The 14938-nt window shown below is 65.8% G+C and carries 15 protein-coding genes and 1 tRNA gene; 7 read left to right on the forward strand and 9 right to left on the reverse strand.

Annotated elements, in window-relative coordinates; genetic code table 11:
* From radA to Q0916_RS00290, 3 genes are all read left to right on the forward strand, one after another.
* A partial coding sequence (radA, locus tag Q0916_RS00280) for a DNA repair and recombination protein RadA (protein ID WP_299232726.1) occupies positions 1-978 on the forward strand: 978 nt, incomplete at its 5' end.
* Positions 979-1081: 103 nt separating this feature from the next.
* Positions 1082-1154, forward strand: a tRNA-Asp gene (locus Q0916_RS00285).
* Between the two features lie 358 nt (positions 1155-1512).
* The gene (locus Q0916_RS00290; RefSeq protein WP_299232729.1) at positions 1513-1986 is read left to right on the forward strand and encodes a pyridoxamine 5'-phosphate oxidase family protein; all 474 of its coding nucleotides are present in this window, start codon (positions 1513-1515) and stop codon (positions 1984-1986) included.
* 84 nt (positions 1987-2070) lie between these two features.
* Here Q0916_RS00290 and Q0916_RS00295 read toward each other — a convergent pair whose 3' ends face one another.
* Complete coding sequence (locus Q0916_RS00295) at positions 2071-3375, reverse strand: ribonuclease catalytic domain-containing protein (RefSeq protein ID WP_299232731.1); 1305 nt, start codon at positions 3373-3375, stop codon at positions 2071-2073.
* Positions 3376-3428: 53 nt separating this feature from the next.
* Positions 3429-3728 (reverse strand): DUF7562 family protein, encoded by a 300-nt coding sequence (locus Q0916_RS00300; RefSeq protein WP_299232733.1) that lies wholly within the window; start codon positions 3726-3728, stop codon positions 3429-3431.
* A 117-nt stretch (positions 3729-3845) separates the two neighbouring features.
* Here Q0916_RS00300 and Q0916_RS00305 point away from each other — a divergent pair, with 117 nt between their 5' ends.
* On the forward strand, positions 3846-4937 hold the full coding sequence (locus tag Q0916_RS00305) for an aminopeptidase (RefSeq protein ID WP_299232736.1): 1092 nt from the start codon (positions 3846-3848) through the stop codon (positions 4935-4937).
* Positions 4938-5449: 512 nt separating this feature from the next.
* On the opposite strand, the gene Q0916_RS00310 is transcribed toward Q0916_RS00305, so the two are convergent.
* The 3 genes from Q0916_RS00310 to Q0916_RS00320 all read right to left on the reverse strand — a co-directional run bounded on the left by Q0916_RS00310 (position 5450) and on the right by Q0916_RS00320 (position 7508).
* Positions 5450-6184 carry an SDR family oxidoreductase gene (locus Q0916_RS00310; protein WP_299232739.1) on the reverse strand — a complete coding sequence of 245 codons (735 nt, stop codon included), beginning with the start codon at positions 6182-6184 and terminating at the stop codon, positions 5450-5452.
* 86 nt (positions 6185-6270) lie between these two features.
* The gene (gene hisG / locus Q0916_RS00315) at positions 6271-7116 is read right to left on the reverse strand and encodes an ATP phosphoribosyltransferase (protein ID WP_299232742.1); all 846 of its coding nucleotides are present in this window, start codon (positions 7114-7116) and stop codon (positions 6271-6273) included.
* 233 nt (positions 7117-7349) lie between these two features.
* Positions 7350-7508 carry a DUF7573 domain-containing protein gene (locus tag Q0916_RS00320; RefSeq protein WP_299232745.1) on the reverse strand — a complete coding sequence of 53 codons (159 nt, stop codon included), beginning with the start codon at positions 7506-7508 and terminating at the stop codon, positions 7350-7352.
* 103 nt (positions 7509-7611) lie between these two features.
* Between Q0916_RS00320 and Q0916_RS00325 the strand changes: the two genes are divergently transcribed.
* The gene (locus Q0916_RS00325; RefSeq protein ID WP_299232748.1) at positions 7612-7833 is read left to right on the forward strand and encodes a hypothetical protein; all 222 of its coding nucleotides are present in this window, start codon (positions 7612-7614) and stop codon (positions 7831-7833) included.
* On the opposite strand, the gene Q0916_RS00330 is transcribed toward Q0916_RS00325, so the two are convergent.
* The 4 genes from Q0916_RS00330 to Q0916_RS00345 all read right to left on the reverse strand — a co-directional run bounded on the left by Q0916_RS00330 (position 7787) and on the right by Q0916_RS00345 (position 11417).
* Positions 7787-8776 (reverse strand): 5,10-methylenetetrahydromethanopterin reductase, encoded by a 990-nt coding sequence (locus Q0916_RS00330; protein ID WP_299232750.1) that lies wholly within the window; start codon positions 8774-8776, stop codon positions 7787-7789. The genes Q0916_RS00325 and Q0916_RS00330 overlap by 47 nt on opposite strands.
* 43 nt (positions 8777-8819) lie before the next feature.
* Complete coding sequence (locus tag Q0916_RS00335; protein ID WP_299232752.1) at positions 8820-9578, reverse strand: coenzyme F420-0:L-glutamate ligase; 759 nt, start codon at positions 9576-9578, stop codon at positions 8820-8822.
* 78 nt (positions 9579-9656) lie between these two features.
* On the reverse strand, positions 9657-10163 hold the full coding sequence (locus Q0916_RS00340) for a metallophosphoesterase family protein (protein WP_299232753.1): 507 nt from the start codon (positions 10161-10163) through the stop codon (positions 9657-9659).
* Between the two features lie 135 nt (positions 10164-10298).
* Positions 10299-11417 (reverse strand): sensor histidine kinase, encoded by a 1119-nt coding sequence (locus tag Q0916_RS00345; RefSeq protein WP_299232756.1) that lies wholly within the window; start codon positions 11415-11417, stop codon positions 10299-10301.
* Between the two features lie 171 nt (positions 11418-11588).
* On the opposite strand from Q0916_RS00345, the gene Q0916_RS00350 reads away from it, so the two are divergent.
* Positions 11589-12680, forward strand: a complete 1092-nt coding sequence (locus Q0916_RS00350; RefSeq protein ID WP_299232759.1) for a response regulator — start codon at positions 11589-11591, stop codon at positions 12678-12680.
* 282 nt (positions 12681-12962) lie between these two features.
* Positions 12963-14924, forward strand: coding sequence for a sensor histidine kinase (locus tag Q0916_RS00355; protein ID WP_299232762.1), 1962 nt, complete (start codon positions 12963-12965; stop codon positions 14922-14924).
* The last annotated feature ends 14 nt before the right edge of the window (positions 14925-14938 follow it).

Genomic DNA, 14938 nt, shown 5'->3' on the forward strand with positions numbered 1-14938 from the left:
AAGCTCCGCGAGAACGGGTACGACTCCTATCAGAGCATCGCCGTCGCCAGCCCCGGCGAGCTCTCGAACACCGCCGACATCGGCGAATCGAACGCGAACGACATCATCCAGGCCGCCAGAAACGCGGCCGACATCGGCGGCTTCGAGACCGGCTCCGACGTGCTCGAACGCCGCGAGGAGATCGGCAAGCTCCAGTGGCTCATCCCGGAGATCGACGACATGCTCGGTGGCGGCGTCGAGACCCAATCGATCACGGAGGTCTACGGCGAGTTCGGCGCCGGCAAGTCCCAGGTCACCCACCAACTCGCGGTGAACGTCCAGCTCCCGACCGACGCCGGCGGGCTCCACGGGCGCTGTATCTTCGTCGACAGCGAGGACACCTTCCGCCCCGAACGGATCGACGAGATGGTCCGGGGGCTCTCCGAGGACACGATCGAGGCCGCAATGGAAGACCGGGACATCGACGGCGCGCCCGGCGACGAGGACGCGATGGAGGCGCTCGTCGACGAGTTCCTCGACAAGATCCACGTCGCAAAGGCGTTCAACTCGAACCACCAGATCCTCCTCGCGGAGAAGGCCCAGGAGATCGCCGCCGAGTACGAGGACGACGACTACCCCGTCCGGCTGGTCTGTGTCGACTCGCTGACCGCGCACTTCCGGGCCGAGTACGTCGGCCGGGGCGAACTCGCCGACAGACAGCAGAAACTCAACAAGCACCTCCACGACATCGACCGCGTCGGGAACCTCTACAACGCCGCCACCGTCGTGACGAACCAGGTCCAGTCGAACCCCGACTCGTTCTTCGGCGACCCGACGAAGCCCATCGGCGGCAACATCCTCGGGCACAAATCCACCTTCCGGATGTACCTCAAGAAATCGAAGGCCGACAAGCGGATCGTCAAACTCGTCGACGCGCCGAACCTCCCCGACGGCGAGGCCGTCATGCGCGTCCAAGGCGAGGGGCTCAAACCGGAGTAACACCGCCGGTTCGCCGCGCCGCGGTCGGCATGTGAGAGCGCACCGCGGCACCGCCCTTTGGAAAGTCTTAAGGCCCGAACCGGGTTACGGACGAGTGCAGGTTGCCCGGGTGGTGTAGTGGCCCATCATACGACCCTGTCACGGTCGTGACGCGGGTTCAAATCCCGCCTCGGGCGCTTCTGCGACGAACGGACGTGAGGAGCGACGCGGCCTCACGGCGGATTCGAACCACGCGAGACGCAGCGCAAACGCAGTGAGCGACCGTCTCGCCATCGGGTTCAAATCCCGCCTCGGGCGTATTTTGCGGCGAGCAAGCCGCGAGCCGCAAATACCCAACAAGGCGTTTGAATCACGCGAACCGAACGAAGTGAGATTCACAACGGGTTCAAATCCCGCCTCGGGCGCTTCTGCGACGAACGGACGTGAAGAGCGATCGAACCGTCTCCGCTGTACCCCCGTATCCGCCCCGCCGACGGGGCGAGTGACGCACCGCGTTTCCATCAGGTAGTTACCGCCCCGAGCCCTACCCCGCGTATGCCGACCTGGACGGGCGCGTGGTCGAACGCTGAGGCGGAGACGTACCTGCGGGAGGCGACCGTTCCGATCCGGCTCGCCTGCCGGACGCCTCCCGGCGGGCTCTGGATGCTGTCGCTGTGGTACGTGTACCGCGACGGATCGTTTCACTGCGCGACGCGGGCCGACGCGGACGTCGTCCGGTACCTCGAGGCCGACCCCGAGATCGCCTTCGAGGTCTCCGAGGACGAACCGCCCTACAGGGGCGTCCGGGGCGACGGGACGGCGTCGATCGCTCCCGACGAGGACAAAGCGCTCCTCGCGGAGCTACTGAAGCGGTACCTCGGCGGGACCGACAACCGGACCGCGCGCCGGCTCCTCGGCGGGGACCGCGAGGAGGTCCGGATCAGAATCGATCCGGGGAGACTCTACACCTGGGACTTCACCGAGCAGATGTCGGACGTCGAACAAAAAAGCGGGTCAGATCCGGACTGATCGGGGCCGGGACTGAACCGCCCTCGGCGGCCCGCCCGTCGCGTCCTGTCCGCCGGGACGCCCCGACGAGCCGGCGCGACCGACTCAGGCGGTGTACTCGGCGTCCGCCGGGTCGTCGACGACTTCGATCCCCCGGTTGTTGACCGCGTGCGGGTCGAGGCCGACCTCCTGGAGAAAGTCCTTGTAGATCCGTTCGCAGGTCTCGCCGTCCTTCTGTTTGTCGCTGGCGTGGTCGCACAGGTCCCCGATCCCGTCGGGGACCCCGTCCGTGTAGACGATCCAGTGGTTGACGAGATCCGAGAGCCGCCGGATCGGGGAGGTGAAGTGGCCGTAGATCTCGAAGTTCAGCGCGTGGTGGCCCCCGAAGGGATCGGCCATGTACTTCGCCCGCGGCATCACCTTCATCACCGCCCACTGGATCTTGTCGAGTTGCCGCCCCGGGGCCTCCTCCAGCGTCGCGTTGACCGCCTTTCGGGGATCGTCCCACGCGTCGCCCGGGATCGACACGCCGTCGAGTTCCTGTATCTCCTGGAGGGCCTCGTCCCACTCCTGGGGCGTCGGCTGGGGGTGTACCCGGAACATCGCCTCGAGCCCCCGGTCCCACTGGAGCGTGTGTGTGACGGCCTTGTTCGCCTTGAGCATGCACTCCTCGATGATCGTGTGCGCCCGGTCGCGCTTCGGGTTCAACACGAGCGACCCGTCGTCCTTGCGCTGCTCGTGGAGCTTTTCGGCGAGTTCGTACGCGAGGCTGTTGGCCTCGTGCAGCGGCGCGTCGGGGTCCTCGAGGCGGTCCTCGCAGTCGTTGTACGTCTGGCGGGCGTCGGAGTGGACGACCGACTTGTAGATGTCGATCGACTCGTGCGAGAGGGTCTCCCCGTCGATGTGCATCTCGACGGTGTGCGCGAGGCGGTCCTCGTTGGGGACGAGCGAGCAGACGGTCTCGGCGAGGATCGGCGGGAGCATGTGGACGGTGTAGGCGGGCAAATACACCGTGTTTCCGCGCTCCATGGCCTCCTCCCACATCGCCGTCTCCGGGGCGACGTAGTGGGTGACGTCAGCGATGTGGACCCACAGCCGGTAGCCGGTGTCCGTCCGCTCGATCGAGACGGCGTCGTCGAAGTCCTGGGCGTCGGCCGGGTCGGTCGTCCACGTCGTCAACTCCCGGAGGTCCCGCCGATCTTCGAGTTCGGTCCGGATGTCGCCCTCGGGGTCGGCCGCGCGCTCCTCGGCCTCCCGCAGCACCTCCGGCGGGAACTCGTCGCGGATCTCGAACTCCTCGAAGAGCTCCTCGCGTTTGTTCTCGAGGTGACGGGCGAGTTCCTCGTCGATCCTGACGGGCCCTTTGCCCTCCGCCGTCCCGGCGTACGCCTGCTCGTCGCGGTCACTCATGCCAGGCGGTTGGTCGCTCGCACAGTTAGTCGTTGCGAGGCCGCCGAGAGCGCTCAGCGCTCGCGCTCGCGCCCGCCGTCGGTCCCTTCCGTGGCGTCCGTCAGGTGCTCGTAGTAGCGCTCGACGAACCCACCCTCCGACTCCGCGCGATCGAGGGCGACCAACAGCGACTCGAGGCCGCGCCGCGGCTGATGACACAGCTCCCGGTAGCACGGCTTACACAGGTGCTCGAAGGACTTCTCGCGGCGCTCGAAGCGGTCGCCGTGTTTGTCGTACTCGCGGGCGTCGGCGCGGTCGAGCGTCTCCCCGCAGGCGATACAGGTGACCTCCGTCCGTTCGCCCCGGTTCCACATACGCCCCTCTTCGGTCAACGGGGACTTAGTCGTGTCTCCCGAGGGCGGCGCGCTCCGTCCCCGGTTCGCGCGCGGATCGACCACAAGCGTATAGCCGACAGCGGACCGAACGCCGGTATGGATCCACGGATCCGCGAACACGCAGAGATCATCGTCGAACACTCGACGGGCGTACAGCCCGGCGACAACGTTGTCATCAGCGCGCCGAGCGCCGCCGAGGACCTCGCGGTCGCGCTGCACGAACTCGTCGGCGACCGCGGGGCATCGCCGGTGTATCTCGCGAGCGACAGCCGGGCCCAGCGGGCGTACCTCCGGGCCGCGGACGCCGACGGGCTCGAAACGCCGACGCACACGCAGGCGCTCTACGAGGCGAGCGACGTGTTGATCCGCGTCCGCGCCGAGCACAACGCCACCGAGGAGAGCGACGTCGACCCGGCCACGCAGGCCGCGTACTCGAAGTCCCGCAAGCCCGTCCAGGAGGCCGCGCTCTCGAAGCGGTGGTGTCTCACGCAGTACCCCTCCTCCGGAAACGCCCAACTGGCCGGGATGAGCACCGAGGCCTACGAGAACTTCGTCTGGGACGCCGTCAACAAGGACTGGGAGGCCCAGCGACGACACCAAGCGCGGATGGTCGAGATCCTCGATCCCGCCGACGAGGTCCGAATCAAAAGCGGCGACACGACCGACGTGCGGCTGTCGGTCGACGGCATGAACACCCTCAACGACAACGCCGAGAAGAACCTCCCGGGCGGGGAGGTGTTCACCGCGCCGGTTGCCGACAGCGTCGAGGGCGAGGTGCTGTTCGATATGCCGCTGTACCACCAGGGCCGGGAGATCACCGACGCCCACCTGGTCTTCGAGGACGGCGAGGTCGTCGAGCACGCCGCAGCAGAGAACGAGGACCTCCTGACCGAGGTGTTGAACACCGACCCCGGCGCGAGCCGGCTCGGCGAACTCGGGATCGGCATGAACCGCGACATCGATCGGTTCACCTACAACATGCTCTTCGACGAGAAGATGGGCGACACCGTCCACATGGCGATCGGCCGCGCCTACGACGCCTGCGTCGGCGAGGACCGGGAGGCGAACGAGTCCGCGGTCCACGTCGACATGATCGTCGACATGTCGGAGGACTCCGTCATCGAGGTCGACGGCGAGACCGTCCAGCGCAACGGCACCTTCCGGTTCGAGGACGGCTTCGAGGCCTGACCCGACGCCCGTCCCGGGGTCGACGGTCGAGGCCCTCTCGGTGAACTACATAAACGATCGGCGGCCCCGATGGGGATGGGGACGCCGGACGGGACCCATGCCGGTCCCGAAAAACGGAGTGCGGTCGGCCGGATGGTGAGCGAACCACTGGTCGGAGCGAAGGTGATGGTGGATCGGCCGACCGCGGAATGGCAGGTGCCTGAGACGCTCCAGTGGGCCGTCACCTGTCGTGGCGCATCCCCCCCTTCGGACGAACCGTGCCGAGTCGCGCGTACGAACGCCCCCGTTCGGTTCGGGCGGCAAACGGTGGACGACCGTAGTTGTTTTCGGCCATTGCATTGACACCCACGACGCAGAGTGTAATAAAACTTCTTGTTATCCAACCGCTCGGAACGAGAGGTGGACGAACGAAAACCCGAGCGCGGAGCTATCGAACGTTCGTGGTCCCCCTCCGACGCCCCCGTCGGCGCGCCGTCCGCCCGGATCCCGGGAGGGGTCGCGTCGGGGCCGCCTCAGAAGATCTCGAACTTGTCCCGGCGGTACAGGTCGAGTTCGCTCACCATCGCGTCGTCCTGTTTGGCCGCGAACACGACCCCCTCGGCGATGTCCTCCGGTTCGAGCGCCTCGCCCTCGTCGAACCGTTCCTCGAAGCTCTCGCCGGTCTGTGCGGCGATCTCCGTCCGCACCTCCGAGGGGTTGATCGTGGTGACGGCGACGTCGCCGGTCGTCTCGGCGGCGACGCTCTGTGCGAACCCGCGAACCCACCACTTCGTCGCCGCGTACACCGGGTTGTACGACCGCGGATACTGTCCGGCGAAGCTCCCGATGAACACGATCGTCCCGGCCGACTCCCGGAGGTGCGACAGCGCGGCCCGCGTCGCGAAGAACATCCCGTCCGCGTTCGTCTCCATCATGGCCCGGTACTCAGACGTCGGGAGGTCCTCGATGCCCTGTCCGACGACGATCCCGGCGTTGTTGACGAGCACGTCGAGCCCGCCGAACGCCTCGACCGCGGTTTCGACAAGCGCCTCGACGGCCGACTCCTCGCGCATGTCGGTCGGCACGACGAGCGCTTCTGCGTCGGTCTCGGCCTCGATCCGCTCGGCCAACTCCGACAGTCGCTCCTCGCGGCGGGCGGCGAGCGCCACGTCCGCGCCCTCCCGGGCGAGAGCGAGCGCCGTCTCTCGGCCGATCCCCGAACTCGCGCCGGTAACGATCGCTGCGTCGCCGTCTATCGATCGTGTCATACCCCCACGCTCTCGCCCGCGGCTGTTAAGATCTCGCATCGACGACCGCGCTCTCCGCCCGGCGCGGCTCGTTACACCAGACGGCCTCAGGGGATCAGCCGCTCGATCTCCGTCACGAGGATGTCCGTCGCGCCGGCGTCCTTGAGGTCCGGGATCACCTCGAACACCTCGCGCTCGTCGACGACGACGTGGACCGCGACCGTCTCGCCGTCGGCGACGTCCATCACCGTCGGCCCGCCCATGCCCGGGATCCGGTCTTTCAGCTCCGCGAGGGATCCTTTCGGGACGTTCATCATCAGATACCGCTTGCCGCCGGCGTCGAGGACCGACCGGAACGCCGTCTCGATCTGTCCGACCTTCGGGTCCTCGGCGACCGCGGGGTCGGCGAACAGCCGGACCGACGATTCGAGCACCTCGTCGACGACCTCGAGGCGGTTCATCCGCAGCGTTGTCCCCGTCGAGGTGATATCGACGATCGCGTCGGCGATGTCCACGTGCGGCGTCAGCTCCGTCGCGCCCGAGACCTCGATGATGTCCGGCGAGACGCCGATCGCCTCGAAGTACCCGCGGGTGATCGCCGGGAACTCGGTCGCAACGGTCCTGCCCGAGAGCTCCTCGGGCGCGTCGATGCCGCCGTCCTCCGGCGAGGCCAACACGAGCCGACACGCCCCGAACTCCAAATCGAGCAGATCGACGAGATCGACCCGCGACTCCCGCGCCTGATCGAGCCCGGTGATACCGAGCGTCGCCGCCCCGTCGGAGACGTACTCCGGGATGTCGGCGGCCCGGGCGAACAGGACCGAGACGTCCGGATCGACGGTGTCCGCGTAGAGCTTCCGGTCGGCCCCGTCCTGTACGTGGAGCCCGGCTCGCTCTAACAGCTCGAGTGCCGGCTCGTGGAGACGCCCCTTGTTGGGTACGGCGATGCGCATACCCGCGGCTTGTGGGCGGGCGCTCTTTTCGTTATCGGACCCGCCGCCCCCGGCGGTCGCCCCGCCCGCACCGAAACGGCTCCCGATTCTCCCCGAACCGTATTTATTCCGCGGCCTCGACACCGGCACCGACAGCCGACACCGTCTTCCGATGCGCACCGACAACGCCGTCCGGCTCCGGCCCAGACGACGGCGACGACGAACTCGCCCGCGCTAACCTCGCCTGTCCCGTGTCACCAGCTAACACAGTCGACGCAGACGAGCTCGTCGCCGTCCCGCCAGCGCCGCTCGACGACCGATCCGCACGCCGGACAGGCCCGCCCGCCCGGCGTCCAGGCGTACGTCGACCCCTCCGCTTCGTCGACGAAGTCCTCGAGGGAGGTCTCGCGCATACCCGTCGTTTGTGCGCCCGGACACTTCAATGGGAGCGAGAGCCCGACGCGGGCGCCCGACCGAGACGGACACACCCAAGTGCGTGGGCTCTGAGACTACGGCATGGTCGAGATCACGACGGACCTGCGGGACAACACCATCGGCGCGGTCGAGCAGTTCGCCGAGATCGCAAGCGTCGACCCCCTCGTCGGCGCGATGCTTCTCAGCGGCGCGATCATCACCGGCTTCGCGGTCGGCGTCTTCGGCGTCGCGACGCTCGGTGCGTTCCTCTCCGTGGTCAAGAACGGTCTGTCCGGTCCCGAAGAACCGAACCAGCCAGCCTGATCGCCTCCTCGAGATCCGGGCCAAGCGGCGACCCGGCGACGAAGCTGTCGACGTGTTCCATGACGCCGTCGATCCGGTCGGCGACCGTCTCCGGCGTCCCGGCGATACAGAAGGCGTCTATCATCCCCGGCGTGACGCCCTCGAAGGCGGCGTCGAACTCGCCGGCGGAGATGTGTGACCCGATCTCGGCGGCCGCCTCGCCGTCGATCCCGTGTCGCTCCAACACCGGCGGCGCCGCGCCCGAGGCGATAAAGGCGACCGGCGGCCGCGCGGCCTCGCGGGCGGCGTCCTCGTCGCTCGCGAGCGAGACCGACGCGTAGGCGGCGAAATCGAACTCGCCGCGCTCCGCCGGCCGGTCGGACAGCCCCGATTCGACCCGCTCTGCCGCCCAGGCGACGTCCTTCGGATGCGAGGCGTTCAGCAACATTCCGTCGGCGTGTTTCGCCGACATCCGGATCATGTGGGGCCCTTGCGCGCCGACGTACACCGGGATCGACTCGCTTTCGATCCCGAAGTTCAACCCCGCGTCGGTCGCCTCGAAGGTCCCGTCGTGATCGACGCGGTCGCCGGCGAAAAGCTTCTGTGCGGTCTTGAACGACTCGAGGACCCGCCGGAGCGCGCGGTCGTGTTCGAACCCGAGGTTCTCGAGCGTCGAGCGGTCTCCCGGGCCGATCCCGTAGACCGCCCGTCCCCCCGAGGACTCGTCGAGGGAGGCGACGCGCGAGGCGAGCGTCACGGGGTGGATCTCGTAGGGGTTGGCGATCCCGGGGCCGATCCTGACGCGTTCGGTCCGCCGGGCGATCCGATCCAGCGCGACGAAGGGGTCGCGGTTGTTGTAGTGACAGGAACTGAACACGGTGTCGAAGCCGTTCGATTCGGCGCGCTCGCCCAGTTCCGCGATGCGACTGACCGGATGCTCGGGGGTGAGTTCGATCCCTATCATGCGTTCGTTGTCGGGCCGTCCCTCCGGGACGGCGCGGCGGCGTTCATCTCTCGGACTCCCACTCCCACCGGCGGAGCGCTTCCCTGACGATGTCGTCTTCGGCCCGCCGGAAGAGGTCGTCGTCGCCGGCGTGGTCGCCGAACGACCACCCGCTGATCACGGCCGCGGGGGTGCCGCCCCCGCCCTCGCCGGTGACGAGGTTCGCGCTGGCGGCGAGTTCGTCGACGACGGCCTGGACGGTGACGTCGAGTTCGCGGCCGTCGCGGTCGGACTCGCCGCGCCAATCGCGGGCGGCGGGCATGCCGGCCCACCCGATCGCGACGCCGCGTTGGCCGTAGCGGAACGGCCGCCCGGACGTGTCCGTCACGACGACGGGCACCCCGAGCGCCGCCGAGAGCCCCTCGGCGGACGCCGTTGGATCACTCGGCAACAACAGCAGGTCCGCCCCCGGGACGTTCGAGCGGTCGATCCCAGCGTTGACGGTCACGTGCCCGAACCGCGTGACCGACAGGACGAACGGCGCCTCGGTGAGAAGCTCCTCGCTTTCCTCGAGTATCGCCTGGGCGAACCGGGGGTCTTTGTGCTCCCCGGTCGCGGCCTCCAACCGTCCGGCGATGGCCTCGGCCCGCTCGGAGGGCGGAAACGAGGAGAGGTCGGCCTTCCGGCCTTCGGCCTTCGAGACGACCGTACTCGCGACACAGAGCACGTCGCCGTCCCCGAGGTCGGTCCCGGCGGCGACGAGTTCCGCGAGGTCGTCGCCGGCCTCGATCTCCGGTAGTCCGCCGACGGCGCGCGTCTCCATACACATTCGAGGGGCCGAACGGACAAAAAGGACCGCGGTACCGGAGACTGTCGCCGTCCCGGGGTGGCCCCTCCTCGGTCACCCCTCGCCGCTGCGGACCGCGACCGATAGCGTCCCGTCGCGCGCGGTCGCCTCGATCAGCGTGGCGCGCTGTGCCGGCCACGCGCCGGTCGCGCTGCCGGGGTTGAGGAGGCGATACCCGCCGCGCTCCGCGTCGAGCACGCGGTGGGTGTGTCCGCCGACGCCGACGGTCGGGACAGCCTCCTCGCCCGCGACGTTCGCCTCGACCGCCCCGAGGAGACGCGACTCGTAGTCCCCCTCGTCGCCGTCGCCGTGGGTGACGACGAACCGGACGCCGCCGAGGTCGACGCGGGCGACGGCCGGCAGCCCGAGCGCCCGGTCCATGTTCCCGCCGACGGCGGTCAGCCCCTCGGCCAGCGCGTCGATCCGCTCGTAGGCGGGCCGCGAGTCGAAATCGCCCGCGTGGACGGCGTGATCGGCCGCTTCGATCGACGCCTCGACCCACGCCGGCAGCGACGCCGCGCGGGACTTGACGTGCGTGTCGCTGACGATGACGACCTCCACACCCACCGTCGGTCGCCCGGACACATAACATCCCGCCCGGCTCTGTTGAAACCCCCAGGGATTGATAGGTGCTGGTTGCTGAATACGGAGGCTCTGCAGGATTATACTGGTGTTTGACAGGAACTCGGAAAGAAGCTATCCGGCACTAATATTAACCCCGGTAATCTCAAAGCAACCGCCGCATTCCGATCTTTCACACACTGAAACGCTCCATCCGTGAGCAGAAGCAATATGTTTCACTCGTGCTAATCCGAGCCCATTTCGTCCCTTACGATCGGACATCCCTGCCCGGAACACGTCCTCTCGAGTGTCTTCGGGAATGCCGGGGCCGTCATCCAGAACGTAGAACCCATCGGACAGCGGTCCGACCTCAACCGTTACTTCCGGTGGTCCGTGATCAATCGCGTTGGTATACAGTTCCCGAAGTAGTCCAAGCGTTCTTTCGCGGTCAGCCATTATCTTCCCCGAGACCAGAGGCTCCTTCGCAACTATCTGGAGACGTGCTTTTTTTGTATGACTCCGGCTCCAAGCCGAACGAGCGGCCTCTTTGAGTTCTAAGGGTTCCGGTGAGCCGACTGGCTGGCCCTGCTGTATCAGCACGTTCAGATCGTCAAGAAATGAATCGATACGATCGAGGGCTGTCGCAATTTCCGATAACGGTTCATTCCGGTCGTTTTCTTGGCTATCCCCCCCATTTGTCCCGGTGGAGATGTACTGAGTATACCCCTTTGCCACATTCAATGGGCTCCGCAAATCATGAGAGAGCACTCGCCTGATTTCTCCGAACCGCTCTCGCTCCCACTCCAATTCCGCCCGACAGTTTTCAAACACGGATTCAGTGACGGCATCTCCCAGAAAACGAGCGGAGTCAATCTCGTCTCGGATCCGATCCGCGAGCTGATCAATTGCGTCTGGATGATCTCGCTGAATGTATCCTGAGACGCCAGCGTTGAGTGCTGACACCGCGATCGACTCTGAGCTATTTTCAACCAATAACACGAGCGGAACGGCCGATCCCATACCCTGGCTAGTTCGTCGTTGGCTGAATTCGATGCCATCTATTCCAGGGAGATGGTAAGCGCCGACAATACAGTCTGGGAGTTTCTCCGCGTCCGCAAGAAACGACAACGCTGCTTCGGCATCGGGTTTAGAGACAGGGTCAACCGTAACGTCTGCCCGTCTGAGAACCTCCATTATCGCGGACCGATCTTCCGCATCAATACCAACGCACAACAGAGACAGCGGCGAACCCATTCTCTGTAGAGATACGAACCACTGAGTAATAATTTTTTAAATCTAACGGCTCGATGCGCTCCTGGACAGTACAGCGGAATCGATCTTAACACGGTTTGCAGAACGGTTCGCCAATCTACAGAGGGGTGGCCTGGCATCATCTATTATAAATGAACTCAACTGGCTAAAACGGTGAAAACAATCATATTGTTGCTGTGCATATCCGCTGTTACTTTGTCAAGATCTATCGTTGCGGACTTCGACGCCGAGGTCGAATTAAGCGACTCGACGGAAGACAGACCTCTTCAATCCCGAATCGTTGTAACCGATGGAAAGATCGGGGTGGCGATAGACGGCACAAAACGGACAATAGAGTTCTCGAGTATCTTTGATATCGTCCAGGGGGCTTCGCGGCTACGGAAGACTGGATCAACTGAGACAGTCACTCTTGCGTTTTGGAGTGACAATCAGCGAGAGACGATTTCGATCAGTGCAGACATAAAAATATTAGTTAAATTCCAGAACGTTCTCTACAAGAAGCTATTAAACGGAGCGGAAGTCGTCGCCACGTATCGAAGTCGAACCGGAGTTGAAAAAAGAGAACGGCATACGTACCAACTTTTCGTCACTAACTCGCAAATTCATCTTCGCCCGGATGAAACTGATGATCAGATCAGTATCCGTCGGGACGAGGTAACCAAGTTCAAAACCCCTTCGAGTTCCTCGACAAACGGTGATCAAGAGCCGGTAGCGGTCCTCTACTCGGACACTGGTAATCGGATCAGTAAAACAACCGTTTGTATGCCGTCTTTTCGGGCACTCAATCTATTCGGTCGCTACCTGCGAGCAGACCTCCTGTCCACGGACAAAATCGGGACTACGGCCGGATTCAACGATACAATCGAAATACTGCTTGTCGATGACGACCCCCATGACATAGAGATGGCGGAAGTGTTCTTACAGGAGCAATCCGATCAGTTCTCTTTCACATCTGTGTTGACCGCATCAGACGGACTCGATGCCCTCAATCAGGTAGATACCCCCGCCGAGTTCTTCGATTGTATTGTGAGCGACTATCAGATGCCCGGGACAGACGGCCTCGGATTTCTTAACGAGATCCGGGAGCGCTATCCGAACTTACCGTTTATCCTCTATACGGGGCAAGGGAGCAAGAAAGTGATCAAGCAGGCGATCTTAGATGACGTGACGGACTACGTAGAGAAGGGCGTTGGCCGCGAACAGTATGAGATCCTTTCTGAACGGATTCGGAAAGCTGTTCGCTAACGCAAACGCCCCGCCGGTGCGGCGTCTGAGACACACTCAGAGCAGTCTCTCGAACTATGGTCCGAGTATATCAGGGAGTACCAACCGCAATGGTGGATTGACAAACTCGCGCGCTGTATTCAGCATGATCCCAAGAACATATCACCGATTAAGGATTTCAACAGAGCCGCCTCCCCCGACCTCCCGCCTCGGCGGCGTCGCGATCGCTCGACGCGGCGCCGGTGCCGGCGTTGAGGCGGGGACCGGTAGTTATAATCCAGAACGGTCTGTGGTACAGTACCGATGGGCGACGACCTCTCGGATCGGTTCGCGGGCGGTCTCCTGGTCTCCGCTCTCGGGAGCGTCCTCGCCGTGATCACGCTTTTCGACGTGTACGAGGACGCCGTCGTGCAGGCCGACCCGCTGTATCTCACGCTGCTCGAGAACTCCCTGCCGCTCGCGGTCGACAGCGCCCTGATCGTCGCCGGCTGGCTGCTCGTCACCGGCCGACTGCCGCACATCGTCTCGGCCCGCCGCACCACCGCCTGGAGCCTCCTCGGCGGGCTCCTCACCTTCGCGATCACCGCGTGGGTGTACTACTTCCAGATCGTGCAGGGCGACCTCAAACCCCGGATCATCTTCAGCCACGTCGTGACGATGGGCGCGCTCGCCGGACTGTTGGTCGGGATCTACGACGGCCGACGGAGCTCCCGGGAGGCCGAACTCAAAACCGAGCGCGACCGGACGTCGGCGCTGTTCGAGAACAGCTCCGACTGCATCGCCGCGATCGCCTACGTCGACGGCGAGTCGATCCTCCGGCGGGCGAACGACGCCTTCCGGCGGACGTTCGGGATCGACGACGACGCCCTCGGGACGCCGATCGACGACGTCATCGTCCCCCCCGAACGGACGGACGAGGCCGAACGGATCAACCGAGACGCCCGGACGGACGGACACGTCGAAACGGAGGTGTTCCGCCGGACCGCCTCCGGGGAGACGCGCGTGTTCCGGCTGCAGGTGATCCCGCTCGACACCGCAACGCCGACCACCGACGCGTACGCGGTCTACAGCGACGTCACCGAACAGCACCGCTACGAGTCCCGCATGACGGCGCTTCACGACGCGACGAGGGGGCTGTTGGACGCCGACTCGGTCGAGGAGATAACCGACCGCGCCGTCCGGGCGGCCGCCGACGTCCTCGGGCTGGAGGTCGCCGGCATATACCGCTACGACCCCGCGAGCGACCGGCTCGAACCGGCGACACAGACGGACGAAGCGACCGAACTCGTCGGCGACCCGGACCCCTTCGAGCGCGGGGACGCCATCGCGTGGTCGGTCTTCGAGAGCGGCGATTCCGAGTACGTGGACGACGTTCACGCGCGCCCGGACGCGTACGCCGGATCGTCGCCGCTCCGCAGCGAGATCATCCTCCCGCTCGGCGGGTGGGGCGTGTTCATGATCGGCTCGGAGTCGCGGGACGACTTCGACGGATCGGACGTCTCGCTGTCCCGGACGCTGGCGGCGAACGTCGAGGCCGCGATCGACCGCGCCCAGCGCCGCGAGGAGCTCCGGCGGCGCAACGAGCGCCTCGACACGTTCGCAAGCGTCGTCAGCCACGACCTCCGGAACCCCCTGAGCGTCGCACAGGGGTTCGTCGGCCTCGCGCGGGAGGGCGACGCCGACGCGCTCGATCGGATCGACGAGGCGCTCGCCCGGATGGACCGGCTCATCGAGACGCTGTTGACGCTCGCCCGCTCCGGCGAGGACATCGGCGACCCGGAGCCGATCCGCATCGACGACGTCGCCGAGGCCGCCTGGGCGACCGTCGAAACCGACGGCGCGGCGCTCGTCGTTGATGCCGACCCCGGCTCGGACGGTACCGTCCGCGCCGACCGCACGCGGCTCAGACAGCTCTTCGAGAACCTGTTTCGCAACAGCGTCGAGCACGGATTACCCGACGGCCCGACGGAACGCGACGAGGGGACCGCCGACAGCGCCGACAGCGCCGATCCGCGCGGGACGGAACTCACCGTCCGCATCGTGTCGTTTCCCGGCGGGTTCGCCGTCGAGGACGACGGCGTCGGCATCCCCGAGTCCGAACGCGGGGCCGTCCTCGAATACGGCCACACGACGAGCGAGGATGGCACCGGCCTCGGGCTGACGATCGTGCGCGAGATCGCCGCCGCCCACGGCTGGAGCGTCTCCGTCGGGGCCTCCGCCACCGGCGGCGCTCGCTTCGAGTTCGCCGTCCCCGACGCGTCCTGAGGGGCTTCCAGCCG

Source organism: Natronomonas sp., assembly GCF_028274965.1.
In the GTDB taxonomy this organism is placed as follows: domain Archaea; phylum Halobacteriota; class Halobacteria; order Halobacteriales; family Haloarculaceae; genus Natronomonas.